Genomic DNA, 25,193 nt, shown 5'->3' with positions numbered 1-25,193 from the left:
AAAACGAGCGGCTATTATCGTTATTTTAATCGTCAGCACCAGTGAATATTGATTTAATTTTTTTGCTGCCGACGCTTAACTTTTGTTAATGCTGAAGCCGGAGTGCGCTGCTAGAGTAAAGCGCTAACCATCCTAAGGAGTGACGCATGGTAACCTGGCAATGCCTTTCTTTTTCTGAACTCACCAACCACCAACTGTACGAACTGCTTAAACTGCGGGTCGACGTGTTCGTCGTTGAACAAACCTGTCCCTATCCGGAACTCGACAACAAAGATATTGCCGAAGGCGTCAAGCATCTGCTTGGCTACCGAAATGGGCAGTTGATCGCCTGTTCTCGTCTTCTACCAGCCGGAGTCAGCTACCCCAGCGTCAGTATCGGCCGTGTCGCGACATTGCAGACCGCCCGCGGAGATGGTCTTGGCCATCAACTGATTCGCGAAGCACTCGAGCAGTGCCAAAGCTTGTGGCCCAATCAGGCAATTGAGATCGGCGCGCAGGAGCATCTGTCGGAGTTTTATGCCCGTCACGGTTTTGTACGAACCTCATCCACCTATCTCGAAGATGGCATTGCGCATGTGGACATGAAGCGCGGCGCATGACTCCTCATACCCTGGCACTGTGGTTACTGGTTCTGGGCAATCTGGCCGCGTCACTCTCGGATGTTGCGGTCAAGCTGCTTGATGGGGAAGTGTCGCCCTTTCAGTATATGTTTTTGCGCCAGTTGATTTCGTTGGTTGTCATTCTGCCCATGTGGTGGCGGCAACCTCGCGCGCAGCGCGCATTGCTGAATCCAGGCGTAACCACATTACGCGCCCACCTGGTATTAATCGGCAGTGGCTGCATGTTGGTTGCGATTACCTATTTGCCGCTGGCGACCGCGAATGCGGTGTTTTACGCCGCGCCATTGTTGATGCTGCCGCTCTCAATCGTATTGCTTAAGGAAACACCCGGACTGGGCAAAGTCGTGGCGACGGTATTGGGGTTTATTGGCGTGTTGGTGGTACTGCGTCCCTCGCAGTTTCACTGGGCAGCCATGTTTGCACTCGGGACAGCGATGACGTTAGCCCTGTTTAACATTCTGGCGCGGAAGATTCCCGCGAGGCAGACAGTCGTCACGACCCTGATGTGGACTTCGCTGTTTTCGTTGCCGCTGTCGGCGACTCTCACCTTGTGGCGATGGCACCCGATGACTCTGGAACAGATCGGCTGGGTTGCCAGCAGTGCGCTGTTAGTTCTGACCTACAACGGCCTCGCTGTCGCCGCCTACCGACGTGCGCCAGCCAGCCAGATTGCGCTGGCGGAGTATTCGGGATTGATTTTCGTCGCACTGATGGGAATGTGGTGGTTCAACGAGATGCCTGATAGCCTGACCTGGCTTGGCATCGCGCTGATTGTGTTACCGCTGCTGCCCGTCAGAATTCTCAAACGGGCAAGCCAAGCAGGGCGTCATTTGCTGCGGCCAAAGCCGCCGTCGGACAAACGGAAAAACATCACCGATTGATTATTTTTCTCGAGTTGCAGAATGTCCAACTTACCCTCACTGGAGAGTTTAAACCGAATCAGTTGGCCCTGTTGAATTTGGCTCAGTGGTTTGTCACTGCCTTCGATTTTCACCAGATCGTTCAAATCGGCCATTGGCAGTTCGTTGTTACGAAACACCTGCGAAAGCGTATCACCTTGCTGCACGATGTATTCATGCCACGCAGTCGATTTGAGTTTGCTTTGCTCTGCTGACTGCTGCTCACTCAAACCACGGGTATTAATGTTCACTTCCACACGCTGGCCTGACGCTGGCGTTTGTGGTGCTTCAGCCGAATGCTGAGGCAACGGAATCACCATCAATATTAAAACCACCGGCACCAACACCATCAGAGCACGTTGATGCAACTTTGGCAGTCGTTGCCAGAACTGCACCACTTTTTGCTGATATTGGCGCCAGTCAAATTGGAAGTCGATAGCTGCCCACTTGCTTTGAATCAGTGCGAGATAATCTGTCTGTTGCTTTTTCTTATGTCGACGATTCATGTTAATCCGTCCCTAAAATCCTTGCCACAGTATAAAAACTCATGTGCCGAGAGTATAGAGGCAGGCCCCTAATCTGCTAAAGGTTGACATAATCCTGAAGATTTTCCTCTGGTATTCTGCACAAAGTCACACCTTGCGCCCTTATTGTAACGATTTCCCGCCGGGCGTTTCATCCCTATGCTGAACCTGTTATCCTGTGGCCTTTATTGATACGACAAAGAGTGACTTTTATGTCTGACGTAAAATTTGAAACCGTAGAACAGAAAGCAAGCTACGGTATCGGTCTGCAAATGGGCCAGCAACTGGCAGGTAGCGGTCTGGAAGGCTTGAGTGTTGATGCAATTGCAGCGGGTATTGCCACTGCACTGGTTGGCGACATGCCAGCAATTGAAATCGATGAAATCAACCAAGCTCTGCAAGCTCTGCACATGCGCGCTGAAGAAGCACGCCAAGAAGCAGCAAAAGCAGCAGCCTCTGAAGGTGATGCATTCCTGAAAGACAACGCTCTGCGTTCAGAAGTAACCGTTCTGGAATCTGGCCTGCAGTACGAAGTGATCACTGAAGGTACTGGTGAAATCCCAACTGCAGATAAAGCAGTACGTGTTCACTACCACGGTGAACTGGTAGACGGTACGGTATTCGACAGCTCAGTATCGCGCGGTCAACCAGCTGAGTTCCCAGTGACTGGCGTAATCAAAGGTTGGGTTGAAGCACTGCAACTGATGCCTGTGGGTTCTAAATGGAAACTGTACATTCCACACGATCTGGCATACGGCGAGCGTGGCGCAGGTGCCGCTATCCCTCCATTTGCTGCCCTAGTATTTGAAGTGGAACTGCTGGACATTCTGTAAGCAGAACGAATTAGCAAAGAATTAACATCAAGCGGCGCTCAGCGCCGCTTTTTTTATCTAAACTTAAACTTCAGCCAACATTTAGGAATGACCGTCATCATGAAACACTCTCTCGTCTGGACACTGATGCTAGGAACCGTATTCAGTGCCCCAAGTTATGCCTTCCTCAACCTAGGCAGCAGTAACGATGATCTCGCCAGCATGGTCAGCAGTACGCTCAGTCAGGCAGAAAGTAATTCAGCACTCATCTCTCAAGTAACCAGCCAACTCCCGATCTCCGATCAACAAGCCACTGGTGGGGTTGGAGCACTATTATCTTTGGCACAAAACCAATTATCCGATAGCAACAGCGCTGAGCTCAGCAAACTCATTCCGGGTATGGATCAACTGACCAATCTTAATCTGTCAGGCAGCAAAGACATGTTGTCGGGCATTCAAAGCTTAGAGTCGGTGAATAAAGTGTTTGAGCAACTGGGTCTGGATTCGAGTATGGTGTCGCAGTTTGCACCACTTCTACTGCAATATCTGACGGGTCAGGGTGCCAGTGAAGGTTTGCTCAGCTCGCTGAGCAGTTTGTGGGGAGCATAAAGCTTTTCAGAAACATCAGATACAAAAAAGCCGAGCAGATGCTCGGCTTTTTTAATCACGAACTGATTACTCAGCAGCAGCTTCAACAGCAGCTTCTGGGCGATCAACAAGCTCAATGTAAGCCATTGGAGCTTTATCGCCTGCACGGAAACCACACTTCAGAATGCGAGTGTAGCCGCCTTGACGTGCAGCGAAACGTGGACCTAGTTCGTTAAACAGTTTAGCAACGACTTCGTTGTCACGAGTGCGTGCAAATGCTAGACGACGGTTAGCAACACTGTCAGTCTTAGCTAGTGTAATCAAAGGCTCAACTACGCGACGTAGCTCTTTAGCTTTTGGCAAAGTAGTCTTGATAACTTCATGACGTACTAGAGAGCTAGCCATGTTGCTGAACATCGCTTTGCGATGACTGCTGTTGCGGTTGAGTTGACGACCACTCTTACGATGGCGCATGACCAAATCCTTCTAACTAGTATCGATTAATCTTCAGCGATTGACGCTGGCGGCCAGTTTTCTAGGCGCATGCCCAGAGACAGACCACGTGATGCAAGCACGTCTTTAATCTCTGTAAGAGATTTCTTACCAAGGTTAGGCGTTTTAAGTAGCTCAACCTCAGTGCGCTGTACTAGATCACCGATGTAGTGAATCGCTTCTGCTTTCAGACAGTTAGCAGAGCGAACTGTTAGTTCAAGATCGTCTACAGGACGCAGTAGGATCGGATCGAATTCAGGCTTCTCTTCTTTCTCCTCAGGAACTCGTACATCACGTAGATCTACGAATGCATCCAGTTGTTCAGCAAGAATAGTTGCTGCACGACGGATTGCTTCCTCAGGTTCAAGAGTACCGTTAGTTTCCATATCGATAACTAGCTTGTCCAGGTCAGTACGTTGTTCAACACGCGCTGCATCAACAGAGTAGGCAATTTTGTCTACTGGGCTGAAAGTCGCGTCGACAAGCAGACGACCAATTGGACGCTCGTCTTCTTCGGTATGGATACGCGCAGAAGCTGGAACATAACCACGACCACGTTCAACTTTGATACGCATAGCGATCTCAGCGTTGTCATCAGTTAGGTGACAAATAACGTGTTCAGGGTTTACGATCTCTACATCACCATCATGGGTGATGTCACCTGCAACCACAGGGCCCGAGCCTGATTTGTTTAGTGTAATGAACACTTCATCTTTGCCTTCGGCAACGCGAACAGCCAAACCTTTCAGGTTCAGTAGAATCTCAAGGATATCTTCCTGAACACCTTCTTTGGTGCTGTACTCGTGAAGTACGCCTTCAATCTCTACTTCTGTTACGGCACAACCCGGCATAGAAGATAGAAGAATACGGCGAAGTGCATTACCCAGAGTATGGCCGAAACCACGCTCTAATGGCTCAAGAGTTACTTTTGCGTGTGTCGTGCTGATTTGTTCGATATCAACAAGACGTGGCTTAAGAAATTCTGTTACAGAACCCTGCATTGTGTCCTCTCTTTAGTTTAAACCTTACTTAGAGTAAAGCTCGACGATCAATTGTTCGTTGATGTCAGCTGATAGATCTGAACGTTCAGGCAAACGCTTGAAAGTACCTTCCATCGTGCTAGCATCTACTTCAATCCAAGTTGGTTTTTCGCGTTGTTCTGCAACTTCTAGAGCTGCTTTAATGCGAGATTGCTTTTTCGCTTTCTCACGGATTGCAACAACGTCGTTAGCCGCAACATTGAAAGAAGGAACGTTTACAACTTTACCGTTAACTAGGATAGCTTTGTGGCTAACTAGTTGGCGTGCTTCTGCGCGAGTTGCGCCAAAGCCCATGCGGTAAACTACGTTGTCTAGACGACCTTCAAGAAGCTGAAGTAGGTTCTCACCAGTGTTACCTTTAAGGCGAGCTGCTTCTTTGTAGTAGTTACGGAATTGTTTTTCTAGAACGCCATAGATACGACGAACTTTTTGCTTCTCACGAAGCTGAACGCCATACTCAGATAGACGACCGCGACGAGCGCCGTGTACACCTGGTGCGTTATCGATTTTACACTTGGTATCAATCGCACGAACGCCTGACTTAAGGAACAAGTCAGTACCTTCGCGGCGGCTAAGCTTCAGCTTAGGACCCAAATATCTTGCCATGATCTTTCTCCAATGTTCCCAGAAACGTTAAACGCGACGTTTCTTAGGTGGACGACAACCGTTATGAGGGATTGGTGTCGCATCAACGATGTTAGTGATACGGAAACCAGCGGCGTTCAGTGCGCGAACAGTAGATTCACGACCTGGACCAGGACCCTTAACCATAACTTCCAGGTTCTTCAGGCCATATTCTTTAGCCATTTCAGCACAACGCTCAGCAGCAACCTGTGCAGCGAACGGAGTTGATTTACGAGAACCACGGAAACCAGAACCACCTGCAGTAGCCCAAGCTAGTGCATTACCTTGACGGTCAGTAATGGTAACGATTGTGTTGTTGAAAGATGCATGAATGTGCGCTACGCCATCAGCAACTTGCTTGCGTACACGCTTACGTGCGCGAGTTGGTTGTTTAGCCATTGTACTCTACCCTTCCCGATTATTTCTTGATCGGCTTACGCGGACCCTTACGGGTGCGAGCATTGGTTTTAGTACGCTGTCCACGTAGTGGTAGACTGCGACGATGACGAAGACCACGGTAACAACCAAGGTCCATTAGACGCTTGATGTTCATGGAAACTTCACGACGTAGATCACCCTCTACAGTGTATTTAGCTACACCATCACGCAGTTGATCGATCTGCTCTTCAGTTAGTTCACTGATCTTAACACTTTCAGCAATACCCACTTCAGCTAGGATAGCTTTAGAACGAGTTTTGCCGATACCGTAGATCGCTGTTAGTGCGATTACAGCATGTTTTTGATCAGGAATGTTAATGCCTGCTATACGGGCCACTATTCACTCCTAGTACTTTCTATAAAAGAATTATCCGCAGCAAAGCCCGTAGAGGATACGCTGCGGGATACTACTTCTTTTGCACGCAAAAGGTAGGCCGAGGAATATACTCGACCGACCTTTACTTTTCAAGTAAAAATTTCTGCTTATTAGCCTTGGCGCTGCTTGTGCTTTGGCTCACTGCAAATCACGCGAACGACACCGTTACGCTTGATAACTTTACAGTTACGGCAGATTTTTTTAACGGAAGCACGAACTTTCATTGCTAAACTCCGTAAATCTACTCTGAATGGCGACCGATTAACGGCCGTAACCCTTCAGATTTGCCTTTTTCAACACAGACTCATATTGATTTGACATCATATGTGTCTGTACCTGTGCCATAAAGTCCATGATTACGACAACTACAATCAGTAGTGATGTGCCGCCGAAGTAGAAACGTACGTTCCAAGCGACCATCATGAACTCAGGGATCAGACAGATGAAAGTAATGTATAGCGCACCAGCAAGGGTTAGGCGAGTCATTACTTTATCAATGTATTTAGCTGTCTGTTCACCTGGGCGGATACCGGGTACGAATGCACCAGACTTCTTCAGGTTATCTGCTGTTTCACGTGGGTTAAATACCAACGCTGTATAGAAGAAACAGAAGAAAATAATCGCTGCTGCATAAAGCATTACATACAGAGGCTGGCCTGGGCTAAGAGCCAAAGACACATCAGTTAGCCAACCGAATGTGCTGCTCTCACCGTTCTGACCGAACCACTGAGCCAGTGTTCCAGGGAACAGGATAATGCTTGATGCAAAAATCGCAGGGATAACACCCGCCATGTTGATTTTCAACGGCAGATGCGTGCTCTGCGCTGCAAATACTTTACGACCTTGTTGACGCTTCGCGTAGTTCACGACGATTCGACGCTGACCACGTTCCATGAAAACAACGAAGTAAATAACAGCAAAAGCTACTACTGCGATTAACAGTAGAAGAAGTACATGCAGTTCACCTTGACGCGCTTGCTCGATTGTTTGTCCGATTGCTTTTGGCAATCCAGCAACAATACCTGCAAAAATTAGCAATGAAATACCATTACCAATTCCACGCTCTGTAATTTGTTCACCTAACCACATCAGGAACATGGTGCCGGTTACTAAACTCACGGTAGCAATTAGCGTAAACATGGTTTGGTTGATAACAACCAGATTGTCGACCATGTTTGGTAAGCCAGTTGCAATACCAATAGCTTGGAAAGTTGCAAGTACAAGCGTGCCGTAGCGCGTATATTGGCTGATCTTACGACGGCCTGCTTCACCCTCTTTTTTGAGTTCCGCTAACGCTGGATGAACTACAGTCAACAACTGAACAACAATAGATGCCGAGATATACGGCATGATGCCCAGTGCGAATATAGATGCACGCGAAAGTGCACCACCAGAGAACATGTTAAACATTTCAATGATGGTGCCTTTTTGCTGTTCGAACAAATCGGCAAGTACAGCAGCGTCAATACCAGGAATCGGCACAAAAGAGCCTGCTCGGAATACTAGAAGCGCACCCACTACGAATAACAAGCGCGACTTCAGTTCACTTAAGCCGCTCTGAGCACTACGAAAATCTTGTCCTGGTTTCTTAGCCATCTGTACCTCAATCCTCGAGATTATTCCTCGATTTTACCGCCTGCAGCTTCGATTGCAGCTTTAGCGCCTTTAGTCACGCGCAGACCTTTAACAGTCACTGCTTTGTTGATCTCGCCAGAAAGAACAACTTTAACAAACTCGATGTTCTTAGTAACGATGTTAGCCGCTTTCAGGCTGTTCAGATCAACTACGTCACCAGTTACTTTCGCTAGCTCAGCTAGACGAACTTCAGCAGACACTAGGCTCTTGCGAGAAGTGAAACCGAATTTTGGTAGACGTTGTTTCAGAGGCATTTGACCGCCTTCAAAACCTGGACGAACAGTACCGCCAGAACGTGACTTTTGACCTTTGTGGCCACGGCCACCAGTTTTACCAAGGCCAGAACCGATACCACGGCCTAGGCGCTTCTTAGAAGGCTTAGAACCCGCAGCCGGTGATAGAGTATTCAAAAGCATTATGATTACTCCTCAACTTTAACCATGTAGTAAACCTTGTTGATCATACCGCGCACGCACGGAGTATCTTCAAGTTCTACTGTGTGGTTGATTTTACGAAGGCCTAGACCGCGCAAAGTAGCTTTGTGCTTAGGCAGGCGACCAATTGAGCTTTTAGTTTGAGTTACTTTAATAGTTGCCATGGTGTTCTTACTCCGAAATAGATTCAACAGTCAGACCACGTTTAGCAGCAACCATTTCAGGTGACTTAACGCTTGCTAGTGCATCGATCGTTGCACGAACGATGTTGATAGGGTTCGTAGAACCGTATGCTTTAGACAGAACGTTGTGTACACCAGCAACTTCAAGTACTGCACGCATCGCACCACCTGCGATTACACCAGTACCTTCTGCAGCAGGCTGCATGTAAACTTTAGAGCCCGAATGGCGACCTTTCACCGGGTGGTGAAGAGTACCTTCGTTCAGAGCGATCGTAGTCATGTTACGACGCGCTTTTTCCATTGCTTTTTGGATCGCTGCAGGTACTTCACGAGCTTTGCCGTAACCGAAACCTACACGACCGTTACCGTCACCAACTACAGTCAGTGCAGTAAAGCTCATGATTCGACCACCTTTAACCGTCTTAGAAACGCGGTTAACGGCGATTAGCTTTTCTTGCAAATCATTCGCTTGAACTTGTTGTTCTTTAGCCATCTTTCCAACCCTACCTTAGAATTTCAGACCAGCTTCGCGAGCAGAGTCTGCTAGCGCCGCCACTCGACCGTGGTATTGGAAACCAGAACGATCGAATGCAACTACCGTTACGCCTTTTTCAAGCGCACGCTCAGCAACTGCTTTACCAACTGCTTTTGCTGCTTCGATGTTACCAGAGTATTTCACTTGCTCACGGATCGCTTTTTCTACAGTAGAAGCGGCTGCGATAACCTCAGAGCCATTAGCTGCAATCACTTGAGCGTACACGTGACGAGGAGTACGGTGTACTACTAGGCGAGTTGCACCCAGTTCTGCAATCTTACGACGTGCACGTGTAGCACGACGGATGCGAGATGCTTTCTTATCCATAGTGTTACCTTACTTCTTCTTAGCTTCTTTACTACGCACATTTTCATCTGCGTAACGAATACCTTTGCCTTTGTATGGCTCAGGCGCGCGGTAAGAACGAATGTCAGCCGCAACTTGACCGATGACTTGTTTATCACAACCAGTCAGGATGATCTCAGTTTGGCTTGGACATTCGGCTTTAACGCCCTCTGGCAGTTCATGCTCAACAGGGTGAGAGAAGCCTAGGGTCAGACCTACAGCGTTGCCTTTGATAGCAGCACGGTAACCAACACCTTTAAGAACTAGCTTCTTCGTAAAGCCTTCAGTAACACCAACAACCATGTTGTTTACAAGAGCGCGAGCAGTACCTGCTTGAGCCCATGCATTTTCAACACCTTCACGAGGGCCGAAAGTCAGGTTGTTTTCTTCCTGTGCGATCACTACGCCATTGTGAACAACGCGAGTTAGTTCACCTTTAGCGCCTTTAACAGTGATCTCTTGGCCGTTCAGTTTCACCTCTACGCCAGCTGGAATAGCGACAGGTGCTTTAGCAACACGAGACATTTTCTACTCCTATTACGCTACGTAAGCGATGATTTCACCACCAAGACCTGCTTTGCGAGCAGCGCGGTCTGACATCAGACCTTTGGAAGTGGAAACAACAGCAACACCAAGACCGCCCATCACAGATGGCAGCTCGTCTTTCTTCTTGTAAACACGAAGACCTGGACGAGAAACGCGTTTGATTTGCTCGATTACTGGTTTTGCTTGGAAATACTTAAGAGTAATTTCCAGCTCAGGTTTTGCTTCGCTTTCAACAGCGAAGTCAACGATGTAACCTTCAGCTTTAAGTAGTGCAGCAATTGCAACTTTAAGCTTTGAAGAAGGCATTTTAACAGCAACTTTGTTTGCTGCCTGACCGTTACGAATACGGGTCAGCATATCCGAAATCGGATCTTGCATGCTCATAAACTTTACTCCAAATGATTAAGTGGCAATTACCAGCTAGCCTTACGAAGTCCAGGAATCTCGCCTTTCATGCAAGCTTCACGAACTTTGATACGGCTTAGACCGAACTTACGTAGGTAACCGTGTGGACGACCAGTTTGGTTACAACGGTTGCGCTGACGTGATGCACTTGAATCACGTGGAAGAGATTGCAGTGTCAGAACTGCGTTCCAACGATCTTCTTCAGATGCGTTTACATCGCTGATGATAGCTTTAAGCGCTGCACGCTTTTCAGCGAACTTAGCTACTAGCTTTGCACGTTTTTCTTCACGTGCTTTCATTGATTGTTTAGCCATAACAGTAACCCTTCACCTTACTTACGGAATGGGAAGTTAAAGGCAGCCAGCAGAGCACGGCCTTCCTCATCGTTTGCAGCAGTTGTCGTGATAGTAATATCAAGACCGCGCACACGATCGACTTTATCGTAGTCGATTTCCGGGAAGATGATTTGCTCGCGAACGCCCATGCTGTAGTTACCGCGACCGTCAAAAGACTTAGCGCTAACACCACGGAAGTCACGTACACGTGGTAGAGCGATCGAAATCAGACGCTCCAGAAAATCCCACATGCGTTCGCCACGCAAGGTTACTTTACAACCAATTGGGTAGCCTTCACGAATTTTGAAACCTGCAACAGATTTACGTGCTTTAGTCACCAGTGGCTTTTGACCAGAGATGATAGCCATATCAGCTGCTGCGTTTTCTAGTAGTTTCTTATCGTTGATTGCTTCACCAACGCCCATGTTGAGGGTGATTTTCTCAATTCTAGGGACTTGCATGACGCTTGTGTAACCGAACTGTTTGGTCAGTTCAGCGACTACAGACGACTTGTAGTAATCATGCAGTTTCGCCATAGTAGAACTCCAAATTACTTCTAATTAGTTAGAAACGGTTTCGCCGTTAGACTTGAAGAAACGAACTTTCTTGCCGTCTTCGATACGGAAACCGATACGGTCCGCTTTACCAGTTGCTGCGTTGAAAATTGCAACGTTAGAAACATCGATAGCTGCTTCTTGCTCTACGATACCGCCTTGGATACCTAGTGCAGGAACAGGTTTCTGGTGTTTCTTAACAAGGTTGATACCTTCAACGATAACTTTACCAGTTGCTAGAACCTTAGTTACTTTACCTTTCTTGCCTTTATCTTTACCGGCAAGAACGACTACTTCGTCATTACGACGGATTTTAGCTGCCATCTTTTACGTGCTCCTTACAGAACTTCTGGAGCCAGTGAAACAATCTTCATGAATTTCGCGTTACGAAGTTCACGAGTCACTGGACCAAAGATACGTGTACCGATTGGTTGCTCGGTGTTGTTGTTCAACAATACGCAAGCATTACGGTCGAAGCGAATGACAGAACCGTCTGGACGACGAACGCCTTTACGGGTGCGAACTACCACCGCCTTCAGTACATCACCTTTCTTAACTTTACCGCGTGGAATTGCTTCCTTAACAGTAACTTTAATGATGTCGCCAACGTGGGCGTAACGACGGTGAGAGCCACCCAGAACCTTAATACACATTACGCTGCGAGCGCCTGAGTTATCAGCTGCGTCCAGCATACTTTGCATTTGGATCATGTTAGTGCTCCGCTAAATATTTAAATTAACTAGACCCATCTCGGGTCGGGCTGCCTCTTTAAAGGGACGCGAATTGTACCACCCTTTTTTGTGATTGGGTAGTCAAAAAACAAGCGGCCCCAAAAATAATTGGGGCCGCTTTTTTTAGTAGTTCAAGCTAAATTAGATTTTTGCTTTTTCTACTACTTTCACCAAAGTCCAAGACTTAGTCTTAGACAGTGGACGACACTCTTTGATTTCAACTAAGTCGCCTAGGCCACATTCGTTGTTCTCATCATGTGCGTGTACTTTAGTCGTGCGCTTAACGAATTTACCGTAGATTGGGTGCTTTACGAAACGCTCGATAGCAACAGTGATAGACTTGTCCATCTTGTCGCTAGTAACACGACCTTGTTGGGTACGAATTTTGTCGCTCATTATGCGCCTGCCTTCTCAGTCAAAACAGTTTTCACACGTGCGATATCACGGCGGACAGCTTTCAGAGTATGAGTTTGCTGTAGTTGACCAGTTGCAGCTTGCATGCGCAAGTTGAACTGCTCTTTAAGCAGATTCAGTAGCTCTGCATTAAGCTCTTCAACGCTTTTCTCGCGTAGATCTTGTGCTTTCATCACATCACCTGTTTAGTTACAAATGTAGTCTTGAATGGCAGTTTACGCGCCGCTAGACGGAACGCTTCACGAGCCAGTTCTTCAGGTACACCATCAACTTCGTACATAACCTTACCAGGTTGGATTTGGGCTACCCAGTACTCAACGTTACCTTTACCCTTACCTTGACGAACTTCTAGTGGTTTTTCTGTGATTGGCTTGTCTGGGAACACACGGATCCAGATTTTACCTTGACGCTTAATGTGACGCGTCATCGCACGACGTGCCGCTTCGATTTGACGAGCAGTTAGACGACCACGGCCTACAGCTTTCAAACCAAAAGAACCGAAGCTTACTTCTGTACCTTTTGCCAGACCACGGTTACGACCTGTATGAACCTTACGGAACTTAGTACGTTTAGGTTGTAGCATCTGTCGACTCCTTACTTACGGCCTTTACGCGGCTTCTTGTTAGGCTTGTCAGCCTTTGGCTCTACTGCGTTAGCAGCTGGCATACCGCCTAGAATCTCACCTTTGAAGATCCAAACTTTAACGCCGATTACACCGTATGTGGTGTGAGCCGAAGAAGTTGCGTAATCAATGTCAGCACGTAGAGTGTGTAGAGGCACACGGCCTTCACGGTACCACTCAGAACGTGCAATTTCAGCACCGCCTAGACGGCCGCTTACTTCCACTTTGATACCTTTAGCGCCTAGACGCATAGCGTTTTGAACTGCGCGCTTCATAGCACGACGGAACATAACGCGACGCTCTAGTTGAGACGCGATGCTATCAGCCACTAGTTGGCCGTCTAGCTCAGGCTTGCGTACTTCAGCGATGTTGATTTGCGCTGGTACACCTGCGATTTTCGCTACTGCTGCGCGTAGCTTCTCAACGTCTTCACCTTTCTTACCGATTACAACGCCTGGACGAGCAGTGTGAATAGTCACACGGATGCTCTTAGCAGGACGCTCGATAACGATGCGTGAAAGAGACGCTTTTGACAGTTCTTTAGTTAGGAACTGACGTACCTTGAAGTCGCCGTCTAGGTTGTCAGCGAAATCTTTGGTGTTAGCAAACCATGTAGCATTCCAAGGCTTAACGATGCCTAGACGAATACCATTTGGATGTACTTTTTGACCCATTGCTTACTCTCCTAGTCTCTTAGCGATCTGCGACAACCACAGTGATGTGGCTTGAACGCTTCAAGATACGATCCGCACGGCCTTTAGCACGAGGCATAATACGCTTCATGACTGGGCCCTCATCTACGAAGATTTTAGCGACACGTAGGTCGTCGATATCAGCACCTTCGTTGTGCTCCGCGTTCGCGATAGCTGACTCTAGAACTTTCTTGATCAGTTCAGCAGCTTTTTTGTTGCTGAAAGTCAGAACTTGTAGAGCCTGGTCAACTGATTTACCACGGATTTGATCTGCAACTAAGCGAGCTTTCTGAGGCGAAATGCGAGCAAAGTTATGTTTAGCTAATGCTTCCATTATTTACTCCTTAACGCTTCTTAGCTTTCTTATCCGCAGCGTGACCGCGGTAAGTGCGAGTTGGTGCAAATTCACCCAGTTTGTGACCGATCATCTCGTCAGTTACAAAAACTGGAACGTGTTGACGACCATTATGGACAGCGATGGTCAAACCGATCATTGTTGGAATGATCATTGAACGACGGGACCAAGTCTTAATAGGCTTTTTGTCTCCGCTTTCCACCGCTTTCTCTACCTTCTTCAGCAAGTGTAGGTCAATAAATGGACCCTTCTTGAGAGAACGTGGCATGGCGATTCCTCTTTAAATAGATTACTTGTTACGACGACGTACGATGTACTTGTCAGTGCGTTTGTTCTTACGGGTCTTGAAGCCTTTAGTTGGCATACCCCAAGGAGAAACAGGGTGACGACCACCAGAAGTACGGCCTTCACCACCACCGTGTGGGTGGTCAACCGGGTTCATTACCACACCGCGAACGGTTGGACGAACACCGCGCCAGCGGCTAGCACCAGCTTTACCCAGTTCACGTAGCATGTGCTCAGAGTTGCCTACTTCGCCGATTGTTGCACGGCCTTCAGACAATACTTTACGCATTTCGCCAGAACGTAGACGGATAGTTACATATGAACCGTCGCGAGCAACGATTTGAGCATATGCACCCGCAGAACGAGCTAGCTGTGCACCTTTACCAGGAGTCAGTTCAACACAGTGAACTGTAGAACCTACTGGGATATTGCGCATTGGCAGAGTGTTACCCGCTTTGATCGGTGCATCAACACCAGATTGGATAATGTCACCAGCTTGCATACCTTTTGGTGCAATGATGTAACGACGCTCACCGTCTGCGTACAGAACTAGAGCGATGTTAGCGCTACGGTTTGGATCGTATTCTAGGCGCTCAACTTTCGCTGGGATGCCATCTTTAGTACGTTTAAAGTCGATTACACGGTAGTGTTGTTTGTGACCGCCACCGATGTGACGAACAGTGATACGACCGTTGTTGTTACGACCACCGTTCTTAGAGTTTTTCTCTAGAAGTGGTGCGTAAGGCTTACCTTTGTGCAGGTCAGCGTTAACAACTTTAACTACGTGACGACGACCAGCCGAAGTCGGCTTACATTTAACAATAGCCATTTTTCAACTACTCCTGTTATTCCGCGCCGCCAACAAAGTCAAGATCTTGACCTTCTTTCAAAGTTACGTACGCTTTCTTCACGTCTGAACGACGGCCTTGGCGTAGACCTTGACGCTTGGTCTTACCCTTAATGATAAGAGTGTTTACAGACTTAACTTCAACTTCAAATAGCTTTTCTACAGCTGCTTTGATCTCTTTCTTAGTTGCATCTTTTGCTACTTTGAAAACGATAGTGTTCGCTTTCTCAGCAGCCATAGTTGCTTTTTCAGAGATGTGCGGTGCACGTAGAACTTTTAGTAGACGCTCTTCACGGATCATGCCAGCATCTCCTCAACTTGCTTAACTGCAGCAGCAGTCATAAGAACCTTGTTAAATGCAATCAGGCTTACTGGATCGATACCAGAAGCGTCACGCACGTCAACTTTGTACAGGTTACGAGCAGCTAAGAACAGATTCTCGTCTACTTCGCCAGTAACGATTAGTACATCGTTAAGCTCAAGTTCTTTAAGCTTAGCTACTAGCTCTTTAGTTTTTGGTGCTTCAACTGAGAATTCTTCAACAACGATCAGACGCTCTTGACGAACTAGCTCAGACAGAATGCTCTTCATAGCACCGCGGTACATTTTCTTGTTTACTTTTTGGCTGTGATCTTGTGGTTTCGCAGCAAAAGTAACACCACCTGTACGCCAGATTGGGCTACGAATTGTACCAGCACGTGCACGGCCAGTACCTTTTTGACGCCATGGCTTAGCGCCACCGCCAGAAACTTCTGAACGTGTCTTTTGAGCACGAGTACCTTGACGAGCACCTGCTGCGTACGCAACAACTACTTGGTGTACAAGAGCTTCGTTGAACTCACGTCCGAAAGTAGTTTCGGAAACAGTTAGTGCGTTAGCACCTTTAACCATCAATTCCATTACTTACTCCTAGACGTTATGCTTTAACAGCTGGTTTAACGATCACGTTACCGCCAGTTGCGCCAGGGACTGCACCTTTAATAAGAAGCAGATTGCGCTCAGCGTCAACACGTACGATCTCTAGGTTTTGAGTCGTTACACGCTCAGCACCCATGTGACCTGCCATCTTCTTGCCTTTGAACACGCGGCCTGGAGTCTGACATTGACCGATAGAACCAGGAGCACGGTGAGACAATGAGTTACCGTGAGTCATATCTTGAGTACGGAAGTTCCAACGCTTAACAGCGCCTTGGAAACCTTTACCCTTAGATGTACCAGTAACGTCTACTTTCTTAGTTTCGTTGAACAGTTCAACAGTCAGTTCAGCACCAACTTCAAACTCTTCACCGTTTTCCAAACGGAATTCCCAAAGACCGCGACCAGCTTCAACGCCAGCTTTAGCAAAGTGACCTGCTTCAGCTTTGTTTACGCGGTTAGCTTTCTTAGAACCAGCAGTTACCTGGATTGCAGCGTAACCGTCAGTTTCAAGAGTTTTCACTTGAGAAACGCGGTTTGCTTCAACTTCAACAACAGTTACTGGAATAGAAACGCCGTCTTCAGTAAATACGCGGGTCATGCCCACTTTACGACCGATTAGACCAATCATTCTTCTAATCTCCCTTAACCTAGGCTAATTTGTACGTCAACGCCCGCAGCAAGGTCTAGACGCATCAGAGCATCAACAGTTTTGTCTGTTGGCTCAACGATGTCGATTAGACGTTTGTGAGTACGGATTTCGTACTGATCACGAGCATCTTTGTTAACGTGTGGAGAGATAAGAACTGTGAAACGCTCTTTACGAGTTGGCAGTGGGATTGGACCACGAACCTGTGCGCCAGTGCGCTTAGCTGTTTCAACGATTTCCGCGGTAGAAGCGTCGATCAGTTTGTAATCGAATGCTTTTAGGCGGATACGGATACGTTGGTTCTGCATGAGACAGAGCTCCAATATTAAAAAATTACACAAACAATATCGCCACTCAAACTCGTCAAGACGAGAGAATGCCGATTGATTTATGTGAAACCGTAGCATCCAAGATTAGGACGCATTGTCAGCTAATAGGTGATTAACCTGAACTATCGCGAAGATAGTGAAAGCTAAATTTTTATTAACTGCGAACATAAGCTGAGTTTACATTACCTAACGAATCCTGAGATTCGCCAGCTCCTCGCTGCTCATTGGTTCACAACTGGCTTAACCAGTGGGGCTGCATTATACAGATCACCCGCTTCCATGCAAGCAGTGTTTGAAAAATAATCGCTATTTATTCTAAGCCACTGATTCTTTCAGCGCCCCACTGGCTCCAATAAAAAACGCAGGCGTTTCAGTCTGCGTTTTACTGTTGCACTGACTGGCGACTTAAGCCAGAGAACGCTGACGTACCGCTTCAAACAGACAGATGCCGGTCGCTACAGAAACGTTCAGACTGGACACGCTGCCTGCCATTGGGATTTTGATCAGGTCATCGCAGGTTTCGCGGGTCAGACGGCGCATGCCATCCCCTTCCGCGCCCATCACGATAGCCAGAGGCCCGGTCAGCTTGCTCTGATAAATGTCATGGGTAGCTTCACCCGCCGTGCCGACAAACCAGATGCCTTTTTCCTGCAGCGCACGCATGGTACGCGCTAAGTTGGTCACACGTACCAGTGGCACGGTTTCCGCTGCGCCACAGGCCACTTTACTGACGGTCGCCGTCATCGGAGCCGACTTATCTTTGGGCACGATTACCGCAGCAACACCAGCAGCATCCGCGTTACGCAGACACGCGCCCAGGTTGTGCGGATCGGTCACGCCATCCAGCACCAACAGCAGAGGCTGTGAATGCTGAGCCAGAATGTCATCCAGATCGTTTTCGTTCAGTTGTTTCGCCGGTTTGACTTTGGCAATCACGCCTTGGTGATTGGCACCCTGCGCTTTATCATCCAGAGCTTTGCGGTTCATCTCCTGAATCGAGATACCCAAACGCGTCAGTTCATTCAGCACGGGGAGCAAACGGTCATCCTGACGACCTTTCAACACATAGGCTTCCACAAAACGGGCCGGATCGCGCTCAAGAACAGCGTTCACCGCATGGATGCCATAAATAAATTCGTTACTCATTGTTTACCTATTACTTTTTCGCTCGCGCTTTGTCGGCTTTACTGCGAGCTTTTTGCTTACGCGCTTTTTCTGCTTTGGTTTTTTTGTGTTTTGGCCCTTTCGCTTCACCGGAATTATCCGGGCGCTTAGTGGGTTCAACCAAAGGTACGGCTTTGCCGCCACGGGTCGCCGCTTCTTTCTTGCCTTTGGCTTTAGCCTTCGCCTCAGCCGCGCGTTTCTTCGCCGTTTTACCTTCGCCGCGTAGCTTACGACTTGTTTCGACTAATTCAAAGTCTATTTGGCGATCATCAAGGTTAACTGCCAGCACTTTGACTTTGACAGCGTCGCCCAAACGGTAAATCGCACCAAACGATTCGCCAATCAGGCGCTGACCAATCGGGTCAAACTGATAGTAATCGTTGGCCAGAGTAGAAATGTGCACCAGACCATCGATGTGCAGCTCTGTCAGACGAACGAAGAAGCCAAACCCCGTAACATTAGCAATCACACCGTCGAGCTCTTCACCAACGTGATCTTGCATGTACTCACATTTCAGCCAATCAGACACTTCGCGAGTCGCATCATCAGCGCGGCGCTCGGTCATCGAACACTGCTCACCGTAGTAATCCATATCATCAAACGAGTAATGATAACCACCCGTTGGTGTCCAGCGATCCTGATTGCGGCCTTCCTCTTTGGCAATCAAATACTTGATTGCACGGTGCAGCAGCAAATCCGGGTAGCGGCGGATTGGTGAAGTGAAGTGCGCATAACGTTGCAGCGCGAGACCAAAGTGACCTGCATTGTCCGCGTTATACACTGCTTGCTTCATTGAGCGCAGCAACATAGTCTGAATCAGTTCTTTATCCGGGCGCTCGCCAACCTGACTCATCAGATGCGCGTAATCGGTCGGTGACGGTTCCAGACCGCCGCCCAGATCCAGGCCGAGTTCACCGAGGAAATCACGGAAACCCATCAGGCGCTCTTCACCCGGCGGCTCGTGAATACGGTATAGCGAAGGCTCTTTCGCCTTCTCAACCAGAGACGCTGACGCAATGTTAGCCATGATCATGCACTCTTCGATCAGCTTGTGTGCGTCGTTACGTTCCAGTGGTTCAATGCTTTCAATCTTACGTTGCGCATTGAAAATGAATTTGGTTTCTACAGTTTCGAACTCAATCGCACCGCGTTGTTCACGGGCATCTTTTAGCACCTTGTACATGCGATGCAGCTCTTCCAGGTGCGGAACCAGTTCGGCATAACGCACACGCAGCTCTTCGTCACCTTCCAGAATGTCGTGCACTTTGGTGTAGGTCAGACGCGCATGAGAGTTCATCACCGCTTCGTAATGTTTGTAACCAGAGAGCTTACCTTTCTCGGAGATGGTCATCTCACACACCATACACAGGCGATCCACCTGCGGGTTGAGTGAACATAAACCATTCGACAAGACTTCCGGCAACATTGGCACCACTTGTGATGGGAAGTACACCGAGTTACCACGATGCGTGGCTTCTTTATCAAGAGCGGTGTTCGGACGCACGTAGTAACTCACGTCGGCAATCGCAACCCACAAACGCCAGCCGCCACCTTTCTTCGCTTCACAGTACACCGCGTCATCGAAGTCGCGCGCGTCTTCGCCATCAATGGTCACCAAAGGCAGAGCTCGCAAATCCACGCGGCCCTGTTTGGCTTCTTCCGGTACTTCTTCACCCAGACCAGCAATCTGCTGTTCCACTTCTTGTGGCCAAACATGCGGGATCTGGTGAGTACGAATCGCAATCTGGGTTTCCATGCCCGGCGCCATGTTTTCGCCCAGCACTTCCACCACTTTACCCATCATGCCGCGGTTACGACCGCCACGATCGGTAATCTCAATCACCACCACGTTCCCCATGCGCGCACCGCCACGCAGTTCATTTGGGATCAGAATATCCTGATGAATACGCGAATCATCTGGCACGACGTAAGAGTAACCGTGTTCAAAGAAGAAACGGCCGACAATTTGCGTCTGACGCTCTTCCAGCACGCGGACCAGACGCCCCTCTTTTCTGCCGCGCTTATCGGTACCCGTTGGCTGAACCAGTACCAGGTCGCCGTGGATAATAGTCCGCATCTGATGATGAGGAAGAAGAATATCGTTATCTTTGTTGGTGCTGCCTTCCGGGCGCACCCAGCCGTGACCGTCCTTATGACCAATCACATAGCCTTTCACCATTTCCAGTTTCTCTGGCAGCGCGTAACACTGACGGCGGGTAAACACCAGTTGGCCATCACGCTCCATCGCACGCAGACGACGGCGCAGACCTTCATACTGATCTTCACCGGACAGTTCCAGCGCTTCGAACAAATCATTACGGTTCATCGGCACATTGGCCTTAGTCAGAAATTCAATGATGTATTCGCGACTTGGAATTGGGTTGTCATAGTTATCAGCTTCGCGATCCGCAAAAGGATCAACATGGGTGGTGTCAGACATAGGCAGACCTGCTTATTTAGGTAGGGGATTACAGTATATCCTACTGAGTTCCTAAGCTTAAGGACTAATACCAATATCCTGAACAAGATCACCAAACCACAAGATGTGACATGGCTCAAATAATTCGGTACATTGAGCGCCCTTTATTTTCACATTCAATCCCGTCAGGGAACTCAATTCTCATGCTGTTAACCATTCGACAAAACGTTCGCTGGCTTTTTAGCCACTTTATTTTGAACACTGTTTTATTCTCAATATTAGGCTTGCCTTATCTGACATGGATGACCCCACCCGACAATGATGTCATCGCTCAACTGTATTTATTCACCACCCAGGCAGGTTTGTTTGGTCTGTTTGCCGGGCTGATTGCTACCATCATGTTGCCACTGTGCTGGCTACCCCTGCGTGTCGTCCGGCCGTTGGCCATCTTGGTTACCTGGCTGAGCTCGGTCCTGCTGCTGATTGATGTCGCGGTTTATCAGCAATACCGTTTTCATCTCAGCGGTTTTATTTGGGAGCTTTTGCTGCACGGCGGAGACGAGGTCATCAGCCTCTCTTGGTATACTATCGCCATCGCAGCTCTGCAGGTCCTCGGTGTGGCTGTGGCTTGCTTGGTCATTGCACTGATGAGTAACTACCTTGCCAAACGGAGCCTACGTTGGATGGTCGGCGCGAGTATAATTTGGCTTGCTTCACTGCTGGTTAGTCAGTCGATTCACATGTGGCGTGATGCCCACTATGACACGACCGTACCCAGCTACAGCGTGCACTGGCCACTGTATTATCCGCTGACCGGCAAGCGCCTGTTGGACAAACTCGGGCTAGTCGATACACAAGCCGTGCGCGAACAGAGCTTGACGTTGCCACGTCCAAGTCATTCACATCTCAACTACCCGCTGCATCCGCTGGACATTCGTCAGCCAGAGCAGACGCCTAATATCCTGTTTATTGCCATTGATACCTGGCGTTATGACGATGCCAATCAGGATGTCACGCCGAACATTGCCCAATTTGCTCAGCGCTCGCTGCGTTTTGAGCAGCATCTCAGTGGTGGTAACTCCACTCAGGCAGGTATTTTCAGCTTGTTTTACGGTTTACCCGCGACGTATTGGGACTCGTTTCATGCCACCCAGAAGCGCCCAGCAATGATGAAAGCTCTGGAAGCGCTTGATTATCAGTTTGCCATTTACGCCTCTGCGCCGCTCAACAGCCCGCCGTTTGATCGCACGGTGTTTCGTGGCATCGATAATCTGCGTGTTGATACCCCTGCCGAGACGTCACCGCAGCGCGACCAACGCATCACTGATGACTTTGTCGATTTCCTCAAGACACGGAACACGAATCAGCCCTACTTCGGCTTTTTGTTTTATGACTCGGCCCACGCGACAGAATTTCCGGCTGACATGGAGCCGCACTTTACGCCGTCGTGGAATCGGGTTGATCACATCAAGCTGGATAACGATTTCAACCCAGAGCCGTACCGTAACCGCTATCGCAATGCCCTGTATTACATTGATGGACAAATTGAGCGAGTACTGAACGCCGTTGAAGCGCAAGGCGGGCTGGAGAACACCATCATCGTTATTACCTCAGATCACGGTCAGGAGTTTAACGACAACCACAAGAACTATTGGGGCCACGGCAGTAACTACAGCATGGCGCAAATCCATGTTCCGCTGTATATCTATGTGCCGGGTGAACGACCGGAGAAAATCGACTGGAAGACAACGCATCTGGATATTGCCCCAACATTTATGCATCGGGTGCTTGGCGTGCAAAATTCGACCGATGATTATTCCGTCGGCTATGACCTGCTTGATACGGAACGTGACAGAGGGTGGCTGATCATCGGCAGCTATTTCAACTACGCACTCGTAGCCGACGATGAAATCATGGTGACTTATCCCAGCGGCGCGGTACAGACTATGACACCGCAACTCGAGCCGAAGCGACAGCGTTCACTCAGCAGTGGCGATTTGATGCAGGCGCTGAAACAGATGAATCGATTTTTGAATTGATGGAATTGATCAGGTTATGACAACCTTTGGTAACGGGCAGGTATGAGTTCCCGTTACCAAAAGGTTCCGCGGCGTTTGGCGCGAGCGATGATGTTTTCCGGCATGCGTTGTTCCAGCCCTTGGCGCAGAATCGCAATGCGGTTATGGGTACGTTTGTCCGCCGTGACTGAGTTGTACAGCCAGCGGTATGCATCTTCGTAGTCGAGCGGACTGCCATAATCACGCAGCAACAGTTCCGCCAGCTGAATACGTGCATTCAGGTTACCCATAGCCGCCGCTTCACGCAGGTATGGGATCGCGCGCTCTTTGTCCTGCTGCACCAGTGTGCCACGCGAATAGTAACGCCCTAACTGCTCCAGTGCTTCCGGCAGGCCCTGATGCGCAGCGTTTTCCATGTAGTAAAGCCCCAGCTCCACATCCTGGTTCACACACACGCCCCACGCCAACATGTCGCCATACAAAAACTCGTACGACGGTAGATTGATGCGGGTTGCACGGGCAACGATGTCTTCCACCAACTGACAGTTATCAGCCTTCACACGCTCAAGGTGCTTATTTTCTGAGATTAATTTGATCAGCTCTGCTTCTGAATAGATCGGCACGGGTTCTCCGACTTCCGCCACACTGGCGTGACTGAAAGTCGAATAAAATGCTAACACTAGAGAAGCGGCTACCGTTCGTAGCTTCATACCTGCACTCTTCGTTCACTCCGATAGCCATAACAGTATAGCGCGTCGTCGGCGCTGGCTCGGTCTGATTCCTGTATCGGCCATTTGGCGGCACGCTTTAGTGAAAACTTACCAATCGGCGGCAATTTTTTGCCACCAGCGCACAAAATAGCATCACCTCAGAGAAAGCAACAGGTATAAAAAAGCCGACCTGTTTGGCCGGCTTTTCAATATCAACAGTTCAAATTACACGTTGAATGGGTGTACTTTGATGATGGTTTCGTTACGGTCTGGACCCGTAGAGATGATGTCAACCGGAACACCAGTCAGCTCTTCGATACGTTTGATGTAATCAAGCGCAGTTTGAGGCAGCGCATCGATAGATTTAGCACCGAACGTTTTTTCAGACCAACCAGGCATGGTTTCGTAGATAGGCGTTACGTTTTCGTACGCATCTGCAGCCATTGGCGAGACTTCAAGCACAGAACCGTCAGCCATTTGGTAACCAGTACAGATCTTGATTTCTTCTAGACCGTCTAAGACGTCCAGTTTGGTCATACAGAAACCTGTAATTGAGTTGATTTGAATAGCACGACGCATGGCAACCGCATCGAACCAACCAGTACGACGCAGACGACCCGTTGTTGCACCAAATTCAGCGCCAACAGTACCCAAATGCTTACCAACTGGATCTTGCTTCTCTTTACCATCGTACAGTTCTGTCGGGAACGGACCTGCACCCACACGAGTACAGTACGCTTTCGCAATACCCAGAATGTAACCCAAGTGACGAGGGCCAAAACCAGAACCTGCCGCAACGCCACCTGCCGTGGTGTTAGAAGAAGTTACGTATGGGTAAGTACCGTGGTCGATGTCCAGCAGTGTGCCTTGTGCACCTTCGAACATGATCTTGTCGCCGCGCTTACGTGCTGCATCCAGCTCGTCAGTCACGTCAATCACCATGGAAGTCAGCAGATCGGCGTAACCCATGGCTTGTTCAAGCACGTCTTCGTAGCTGACAGGTTCAACTTTGTAGAAGTGTTCTAGTTGGAAGTTATGGAAAGTCATAACTTCTTTTAGTTTCTCAGCGAATGCGGCACGGTCAAACAGGTCGCCAACGCGCAGACCACGACGTGCTACTTTGTCTTCGTAAGCTGGACCGATACCACGACCAGTCGTACCAATTGCTTTATTACCACGAGCAGCTTCACGCGCTTGGTCCAGAGCAATGTGGTAAGGAAGAATCAGAGGACAAGCTTCAGAAATGAAAAGACGCTCTTTAACAGGAACACCGCGGTCTTCTAGACCAGTCATTTCTTTGATTAGTGCATCTGGTGAAAGTACAACACCGTTACCGATAATGCATTTCACGTTGTTGCGAAGGATACCTGATGGAATCAAGTGAAGAACGGTTTTCTCACCGTCGATTACTAGAGTGTGACCTGCGTTGTGACCGCCTTGGTAGCGAACCACGTATTTTGCATCTTCAGTTAAAAGGTCTACGATTTTACCTTTACCTTCGTCACCCCATTGGGTGCCAAGAACGACTACGTTATTTCCCATCTTTCCAAGTCTGTTGCTAGTTAAAAATGGATTCTAGCACCGAATCTGATTCGATGCAGTCATTTTTTAAGCATGAAAATGTCTTAAAAAATGACGGATAAAATCCATTCAGTTATG

Annotated in this window: 38 protein-coding genes; 5 read left to right on the top strand and 33 right to left on the bottom strand. The window is 48.5% G+C overall.

Features of this window, described 5'->3' with window-relative positions:
* The first annotated feature begins 146 nt into the window (after positions 1–146).
* On the top strand, positions 147–599 hold the full coding sequence (locus DYA43_RS01020) for a GNAT family N-acetyltransferase (protein WP_061057166.1): 453 nt from the start codon (positions 147–149) through the stop codon (positions 597–599).
* Positions 596–1,501 (top strand): DMT family transporter, encoded by a 906-nt coding sequence (locus DYA43_RS01015; protein WP_081094793.1) that lies wholly within the window; start codon positions 596–598, stop codon positions 1,499–1,501. Before DYA43_RS01020 ends, DYA43_RS01015 begins: the two co-directional genes overlap by 4 nt.
* On the opposite strand, the gene DYA43_RS01010 is transcribed toward DYA43_RS01015, so the two are convergent.
* Positions 1,447–2,025, bottom strand: coding sequence for a LysM-like peptidoglycan-binding domain-containing protein (locus DYA43_RS01010; protein ID WP_020429107.1), 579 nt, complete (start codon positions 2,023–2,025; stop codon positions 1,447–1,449). The genes DYA43_RS01015 and DYA43_RS01010 overlap by 55 nt on opposite strands.
* Positions 2,026–2,255: 230 nt before the next feature.
* On the opposite strand from DYA43_RS01010, the gene bamJ reads away from it, so the two are divergent.
* The gene (gene bamJ / locus DYA43_RS01005; RefSeq protein ID WP_020329492.1) at positions 2,256–2,876 is read left to right on the top strand and encodes a BamJ family beta-barrel-assembly machinery protein; all 621 of its coding nucleotides are present in this window, start codon (positions 2,256–2,258) and stop codon (positions 2,874–2,876) included.
* Between the two features lie 99 nt (positions 2,877–2,975).
* A complete protein-coding gene (locus tag DYA43_RS01000) occupies positions 2,976–3,464 on the top strand; it encodes a DUF2780 domain-containing protein (RefSeq protein WP_020429109.1) in 489 nt (162 codons plus the stop codon).
* Between the two features lie 66 nt (positions 3,465–3,530).
* On the opposite strand, the gene rplQ is transcribed toward DYA43_RS01000, so the two are convergent.
* The 30 genes from rplQ to rnr all read right to left on the bottom strand — a co-directional run bounded on the left by rplQ (position 3,531) and on the right by rnr (position 20,827).
* Positions 3,531–3,917 (bottom strand): 50S ribosomal protein L17, encoded by a 387-nt coding sequence (gene rplQ / locus DYA43_RS00995; protein ID WP_001216360.1) that lies wholly within the window; start codon positions 3,915–3,917, stop codon positions 3,531–3,533.
* A gap of 26 nt (positions 3,918–3,943) precedes the next feature.
* Positions 3,944–4,936 carry a DNA-directed RNA polymerase subunit alpha gene (locus DYA43_RS00990; protein WP_004728619.1) on the bottom strand — a complete coding sequence of 331 codons (993 nt, stop codon included), beginning with the start codon at positions 4,934–4,936 and terminating at the stop codon, positions 3,944–3,946.
* Positions 4,937–4,960: 24 nt separating this feature from the next.
* A complete protein-coding gene (gene rpsD / locus DYA43_RS00985; RefSeq protein ID WP_020329490.1) occupies positions 4,961–5,581 on the bottom strand; it encodes a 30S ribosomal protein S4 in 621 nt (206 codons plus the stop codon).
* 27 nt (positions 5,582–5,608) lie between these two features.
* The gene (rpsK, locus tag DYA43_RS00980; RefSeq protein WP_001118870.1) at positions 5,609–5,998 is read right to left on the bottom strand and encodes a 30S ribosomal protein S11; all 390 of its coding nucleotides are present in this window, start codon (positions 5,996–5,998) and stop codon (positions 5,609–5,611) included.
* Between the two features lie 19 nt (positions 5,999–6,017).
* Entirely contained in the window at positions 6,018–6,374 is a 357-nt protein-coding gene (gene rpsM, locus DYA43_RS00975) for a 30S ribosomal protein S13 (RefSeq protein WP_020329489.1), read from the bottom strand.
* Between the two features lie 149 nt (positions 6,375–6,523).
* Positions 6,524–6,637: a 50S ribosomal protein L36 gene (rpmJ, locus tag DYA43_RS00970; RefSeq protein WP_000868186.1), complete on the bottom strand. Its 114-nt coding sequence runs from the start codon at positions 6,635–6,637 to the stop codon at positions 6,524–6,526.
* A 37-nt stretch (positions 6,638–6,674) separates the two neighbouring features.
* Positions 6,675–8,009 (bottom strand): preprotein translocase subunit SecY, encoded by a 1,335-nt coding sequence (secY, locus tag DYA43_RS00965; protein ID WP_004728616.1) that lies wholly within the window; start codon positions 8,007–8,009, stop codon positions 6,675–6,677.
* A 20-nt stretch (positions 8,010–8,029) separates the two neighbouring features.
* Positions 8,030–8,464: a 50S ribosomal protein L15 gene (gene rplO / locus DYA43_RS00960; protein ID WP_020329488.1), complete on the bottom strand. Its 435-nt coding sequence runs from the start codon at positions 8,462–8,464 to the stop codon at positions 8,030–8,032.
* A 5-nt stretch (positions 8,465–8,469) separates the two neighbouring features.
* On the bottom strand, positions 8,470–8,646 hold the full coding sequence (gene rpmD, locus DYA43_RS00955) for a 50S ribosomal protein L30 (protein ID WP_000201159.1): 177 nt from the start codon (positions 8,644–8,646) through the stop codon (positions 8,470–8,472).
* Positions 8,647–8,653: 7 nt separating this feature from the next.
* The gene (gene rpsE, locus DYA43_RS00950) at positions 8,654–9,157 is read right to left on the bottom strand and encodes a 30S ribosomal protein S5 (protein ID WP_004728614.1); all 504 of its coding nucleotides are present in this window, start codon (positions 9,155–9,157) and stop codon (positions 8,654–8,656) included.
* 15 nt (positions 9,158–9,172) lie between these two features.
* Entirely contained in the window at positions 9,173–9,526 is a 354-nt protein-coding gene (gene rplR, locus DYA43_RS00945) for a 50S ribosomal protein L18 (RefSeq protein ID WP_020329487.1), read from the bottom strand.
* A 9-nt stretch (positions 9,527–9,535) separates the two neighbouring features.
* The gene (gene rplF, locus DYA43_RS00940; RefSeq protein WP_020329486.1) at positions 9,536–10,069 is read right to left on the bottom strand and encodes a 50S ribosomal protein L6; all 534 of its coding nucleotides are present in this window, start codon (positions 10,067–10,069) and stop codon (positions 9,536–9,538) included.
* A 12-nt stretch (positions 10,070–10,081) separates the two neighbouring features.
* Positions 10,082–10,474 carry a 30S ribosomal protein S8 gene (gene rpsH, locus DYA43_RS00935; protein ID WP_020329485.1) on the bottom strand — a complete coding sequence of 131 codons (393 nt, stop codon included), beginning with the start codon at positions 10,472–10,474 and terminating at the stop codon, positions 10,082–10,084.
* A gap of 29 nt (positions 10,475–10,503) precedes the next feature.
* Positions 10,504–10,809 (bottom strand): 30S ribosomal protein S14, encoded by a 306-nt coding sequence (rpsN, locus tag DYA43_RS00930; RefSeq protein ID WP_020329484.1) that lies wholly within the window; start codon positions 10,807–10,809, stop codon positions 10,504–10,506.
* Positions 10,810–10,826: 17 nt separating this feature from the next.
* Positions 10,827–11,366, bottom strand: a complete 540-nt coding sequence (rplE, locus tag DYA43_RS00925; protein WP_020329483.1) for a 50S ribosomal protein L5 — start codon at positions 11,364–11,366, stop codon at positions 10,827–10,829.
* A 24-nt stretch (positions 11,367–11,390) separates the two neighbouring features.
* Positions 11,391–11,708 (bottom strand): 50S ribosomal protein L24, encoded by a 318-nt coding sequence (rplX, locus tag DYA43_RS00920; RefSeq protein ID WP_020329482.1) that lies wholly within the window; start codon positions 11,706–11,708, stop codon positions 11,391–11,393.
* A 14-nt stretch (positions 11,709–11,722) separates the two neighbouring features.
* Positions 11,723–12,094, bottom strand: a complete 372-nt coding sequence (rplN, locus tag DYA43_RS00915; RefSeq protein ID WP_004394532.1) for a 50S ribosomal protein L14 — start codon at positions 12,092–12,094, stop codon at positions 11,723–11,725.
* Positions 12,095–12,256: 162 nt separating this feature from the next.
* Complete coding sequence (rpsQ, locus tag DYA43_RS00910) at positions 12,257–12,511, bottom strand: 30S ribosomal protein S17 (protein ID WP_020329481.1); 255 nt, start codon at positions 12,509–12,511, stop codon at positions 12,257–12,259.
* On the bottom strand, positions 12,511–12,702 hold the full coding sequence (rpmC, locus tag DYA43_RS00905) for a 50S ribosomal protein L29 (protein WP_020329480.1): 192 nt from the start codon (positions 12,700–12,702) through the stop codon (positions 12,511–12,513). Before rpmC ends, rpsQ begins: the two co-directional genes overlap by 1 nt.
* A complete protein-coding gene (gene rplP, locus DYA43_RS00900) occupies positions 12,702–13,112 on the bottom strand; it encodes a 50S ribosomal protein L16 (RefSeq protein WP_004728605.1) in 411 nt (136 codons plus the stop codon). The genes rpmC and rplP overlap by 1 nt, the downstream gene beginning before the upstream one ends.
* A gap of 11 nt (positions 13,113–13,123) precedes the next feature.
* Positions 13,124–13,825 carry a 30S ribosomal protein S3 gene (gene rpsC, locus DYA43_RS00895; protein WP_020329479.1) on the bottom strand — a complete coding sequence of 234 codons (702 nt, stop codon included), beginning with the start codon at positions 13,823–13,825 and terminating at the stop codon, positions 13,124–13,126.
* A gap of 19 nt (positions 13,826–13,844) precedes the next feature.
* A complete protein-coding gene (rplV, locus tag DYA43_RS00890; RefSeq protein ID WP_020329478.1) occupies positions 13,845–14,177 on the bottom strand; it encodes a 50S ribosomal protein L22 in 333 nt (110 codons plus the stop codon).
* Positions 14,178–14,187: 10 nt separating this feature from the next.
* Complete coding sequence (gene rpsS, locus DYA43_RS00885; RefSeq protein ID WP_004394525.1) at positions 14,188–14,466, bottom strand: 30S ribosomal protein S19; 279 nt, start codon at positions 14,464–14,466, stop codon at positions 14,188–14,190.
* A gap of 21 nt (positions 14,467–14,487) precedes the next feature.
* Positions 14,488–15,312, bottom strand: a complete 825-nt coding sequence (rplB, locus tag DYA43_RS00880) for a 50S ribosomal protein L2 (RefSeq protein ID WP_061057165.1) — start codon at positions 15,310–15,312, stop codon at positions 14,488–14,490.
* 16 nt (positions 15,313–15,328) lie between these two features.
* Positions 15,329–15,631, bottom strand: coding sequence for a 50S ribosomal protein L23 (rplW, locus tag DYA43_RS00875; RefSeq protein ID WP_020329476.1), 303 nt, complete (start codon positions 15,629–15,631; stop codon positions 15,329–15,331).
* On the bottom strand, positions 15,628–16,230 hold the full coding sequence (rplD, locus tag DYA43_RS00870) for a 50S ribosomal protein L4 (protein ID WP_020329475.1): 603 nt from the start codon (positions 16,228–16,230) through the stop codon (positions 15,628–15,630). Before rplD ends, rplW begins: the two co-directional genes overlap by 4 nt.
* Positions 16,231–16,246: 16 nt before the next feature.
* Complete coding sequence (gene rplC / locus DYA43_RS00865; RefSeq protein ID WP_020329474.1) at positions 16,247–16,876, bottom strand: 50S ribosomal protein L3; 630 nt, start codon at positions 16,874–16,876, stop codon at positions 16,247–16,249.
* A 14-nt stretch (positions 16,877–16,890) separates the two neighbouring features.
* Positions 16,891–17,202, bottom strand: a complete 312-nt coding sequence (gene rpsJ / locus DYA43_RS00860) for a 30S ribosomal protein S10 (RefSeq protein WP_001181007.1) — start codon at positions 17,200–17,202, stop codon at positions 16,891–16,893.
* A 426-nt stretch (positions 17,203–17,628) separates the two neighbouring features.
* Complete coding sequence (gene rlmB / locus DYA43_RS00855; RefSeq protein WP_061057164.1) at positions 17,629–18,369, bottom strand: 23S rRNA (guanosine(2251)-2'-O)-methyltransferase RlmB; 741 nt, start codon at positions 18,367–18,369, stop codon at positions 17,629–17,631.
* Between the two features lie 10 nt (positions 18,370–18,379).
* Positions 18,380–20,827, bottom strand: coding sequence for a ribonuclease R (rnr, locus tag DYA43_RS00850; protein ID WP_020329472.1), 2,448 nt, complete (start codon positions 20,825–20,827; stop codon positions 18,380–18,382).
* A 182-nt stretch (positions 20,828–21,009) separates the two neighbouring features.
* Between rnr and DYA43_RS00845 the strand changes: the two genes are divergently transcribed.
* Positions 21,010–22,845: a DUF3413 domain-containing protein gene (locus DYA43_RS00845; protein WP_061057163.1), complete on the top strand. Its 1,836-nt coding sequence runs from the start codon at positions 21,010–21,012 to the stop codon at positions 22,843–22,845.
* A 53-nt stretch (positions 22,846–22,898) separates the two neighbouring features.
* Here DYA43_RS00845 and motX read toward each other — a convergent pair whose 3' ends face one another.
* Both motX and DYA43_RS00835 read right to left on the bottom strand, forming a co-directional pair.
* Positions 22,899–23,534, bottom strand: a complete 636-nt coding sequence (gene motX / locus DYA43_RS00840; RefSeq protein ID WP_024373776.1) for a flagellar protein MotX — start codon at positions 23,532–23,534, stop codon at positions 22,899–22,901.
* A 225-nt stretch (positions 23,535–23,759) separates the two neighbouring features.
* A complete protein-coding gene (locus DYA43_RS00835) occupies positions 23,760–25,076 on the bottom strand; it encodes an adenylosuccinate synthase (protein ID WP_020329470.1) in 1,317 nt (438 codons plus the stop codon).
* Between the last annotated feature and the right edge of the window lie 117 nt (positions 25,077–25,193).

Source organism: Vibrio fluvialis, from assembly GCF_900460245.1.
In the GTDB taxonomy this organism is placed as follows: domain Bacteria; phylum Pseudomonadota; class Gammaproteobacteria; order Enterobacterales; family Vibrionaceae; genus Vibrio; species Vibrio fluvialis.
The sequence above is the reverse complement of the archived record's forward strand: the minus strand, read 5'-3'. Positions and strand labels throughout refer to the sequence as shown.

What these genes read in the sequence shown, in the direction of transcription:
- DYA43_RS01020 (WP_061057166.1), top strand. Translation starts at nt 147, where the DNA reads ATGGTAACCTGGCAATGCCTTTCTTTTTCTGAACTCACCAACCACCAA.
- DYA43_RS01015 (WP_081094793.1), top strand. Translation starts at nt 596, where the DNA reads ATGACTCCTCATACCCTGGCACTGTGGTTACTGGTTCTGGGCAATCTG.
- DYA43_RS01010 (WP_020429107.1), bottom strand. Translation starts at nt 2,025, where the DNA reads ATGAATCGTCGACATAAGAAAAAGCAACAGACAGATTATCTCGCACTG.
- bamJ (WP_020329492.1), top strand. Translation starts at nt 2,256, where the DNA reads ATGTCTGACGTAAAATTTGAAACCGTAGAACAGAAAGCAAGCTACGGT.
- DYA43_RS01000 (WP_020429109.1), top strand. Translation starts at nt 2,976, where the DNA reads ATGAAACACTCTCTCGTCTGGACACTGATGCTAGGAACCGTATTCAGT.
- rplQ (WP_001216360.1), bottom strand. Translation starts at nt 3,917, where the DNA reads ATGCGCCATCGTAAGAGTGGTCGTCAACTCAACCGCAACAGCAGTCAT.
- DYA43_RS00990 (WP_004728619.1), bottom strand. Translation starts at nt 4,936, where the DNA reads ATGCAGGGTTCTGTAACAGAATTTCTTAAGCCACGTCTTGTTGATATC.
- rpsD (WP_020329490.1), bottom strand. Translation starts at nt 5,581, where the DNA reads ATGGCAAGATATTTGGGTCCTAAGCTGAAGCTTAGCCGCCGCGAAGGT.
- rpsK (WP_001118870.1), bottom strand. Translation starts at nt 5,998, where the DNA reads ATGGCTAAACAACCAACTCGCGCACGTAAGCGTGTACGCAAGCAAGTT.
- rpmJ (WP_000868186.1), bottom strand. Translation starts at nt 6,637, where the DNA reads ATGAAAGTTCGTGCTTCCGTTAAAAAAATCTGCCGTAACTGTAAAGTT.
- secY (WP_004728616.1), bottom strand. Translation starts at nt 8,009, where the DNA reads ATGGCTAAGAAACCAGGACAAGATTTTCGTAGTGCTCAGAGCGGCTTA.
- rplO (WP_020329488.1), bottom strand. Translation starts at nt 8,464, where the DNA reads ATGCTTTTGAATACTCTATCACCGGCTGCGGGTTCTAAGCCTTCTAAG.
- rpmD (WP_000201159.1), bottom strand. Translation starts at nt 8,646, where the DNA reads ATGGCAACTATTAAAGTAACTCAAACTAAAAGCTCAATTGGTCGCCTG.
- rpsE (WP_004728614.1), bottom strand. Translation starts at nt 9,157, where the DNA reads ATGGCTAAAGAACAACAAGTTCAAGCGAATGATTTGCAAGAAAAGCTA.
- rplR (WP_020329487.1), bottom strand. Translation starts at nt 9,526, where the DNA reads ATGGATAAGAAAGCATCTCGCATCCGTCGTGCTACACGTGCACGTCGT.
- rplF (WP_020329486.1), bottom strand. Translation starts at nt 10,069, where the DNA reads ATGTCTCGTGTTGCTAAAGCACCTGTCGCTATTCCAGCTGGCGTAGAG.
- rpsH (WP_020329485.1), bottom strand. Translation starts at nt 10,474, where the DNA reads ATGAGCATGCAAGATCCGATTTCGGATATGCTGACCCGTATTCGTAAC.
- rpsN (WP_020329484.1), bottom strand. Translation starts at nt 10,809, where the DNA reads ATGGCTAAACAATCAATGAAAGCACGTGAAGAAAAACGTGCAAAGCTA.
- rplE (WP_020329483.1), bottom strand. Translation starts at nt 11,366, where the DNA reads ATGGCGAAACTGCATGATTACTACAAGTCGTCTGTAGTCGCTGAACTG.
- rplX (WP_020329482.1), bottom strand. Translation starts at nt 11,708, where the DNA reads ATGGCAGCTAAAATCCGTCGTAATGACGAAGTAGTCGTTCTTGCCGGT.
- rplN (WP_004394532.1), bottom strand. Translation starts at nt 12,094, where the DNA reads ATGATCCAAATGCAAAGTATGCTGGACGCAGCTGATAACTCAGGCGCT.
- rpsQ (WP_020329481.1), bottom strand. Translation starts at nt 12,511, where the DNA reads ATGAGCGACAAAATTCGTACCCAACAAGGTCGTGTTACTAGCGACAAG.
- rpmC (WP_020329480.1), bottom strand. Translation starts at nt 12,702, where the DNA reads ATGAAAGCACAAGATCTACGCGAGAAAAGCGTTGAAGAGCTTAATGCA.
- rplP (WP_004728605.1), bottom strand. Translation starts at nt 13,112, where the DNA reads ATGCTACAACCTAAACGTACTAAGTTCCGTAAGGTTCATACAGGTCGT.
- rpsC (WP_020329479.1), bottom strand. Translation starts at nt 13,825, where the DNA reads ATGGGTCAAAAAGTACATCCAAATGGTATTCGTCTAGGCATCGTTAAG.
- rplV (WP_020329478.1), bottom strand. Translation starts at nt 14,177, where the DNA reads ATGGAAGCATTAGCTAAACATAACTTTGCTCGCATTTCGCCTCAGAAA.
- rpsS (WP_004394525.1), bottom strand. Translation starts at nt 14,466, where the DNA reads ATGCCACGTTCTCTCAAGAAGGGTCCATTTATTGACCTACACTTGCTG.
- rplB (WP_061057165.1), bottom strand. Translation starts at nt 15,312, where the DNA reads ATGGCTATTGTTAAATGTAAGCCGACTTCGGCTGGTCGTCGTCACGTA.
- rplW (WP_020329476.1), bottom strand. Translation starts at nt 15,631, where the DNA reads ATGATCCGTGAAGAGCGTCTACTAAAAGTTCTACGTGCACCGCACATC.
- rplD (WP_020329475.1), bottom strand. Translation starts at nt 16,230, where the DNA reads ATGGAATTGATGGTTAAAGGTGCTAACGCACTAACTGTTTCCGAAACT.
- rplC (WP_020329474.1), bottom strand. Translation starts at nt 16,876, where the DNA reads ATGATTGGTCTAATCGGTCGTAAAGTGGGCATGACCCGCGTATTTACT.
- rpsJ (WP_001181007.1), bottom strand. Translation starts at nt 17,202, where the DNA reads ATGCAGAACCAACGTATCCGTATCCGCCTAAAAGCATTCGATTACAAA.
- rlmB (WP_061057164.1), bottom strand. Translation starts at nt 18,369, where the DNA reads ATGAGTAACGAATTTATTTATGGCATCCATGCGGTGAACGCTGTTCTT.
- rnr (WP_020329472.1), bottom strand. Translation starts at nt 20,827, where the DNA reads ATGTCTGACACCACCCATGTTGATCCTTTTGCGGATCGCGAAGCTGAT.
- DYA43_RS00845 (WP_061057163.1), top strand. Translation starts at nt 21,010, where the DNA reads ATGCTGTTAACCATTCGACAAAACGTTCGCTGGCTTTTTAGCCACTTT.
- motX (WP_024373776.1), bottom strand. Translation starts at nt 23,534, where the DNA reads ATGAAGCTACGAACGGTAGCCGCTTCTCTAGTGTTAGCATTTTATTCG.
- DYA43_RS00835 (WP_020329470.1), bottom strand. Translation starts at nt 25,076, where the DNA reads ATGGGAAATAACGTAGTCGTTCTTGGCACCCAATGGGGTGACGAAGGT.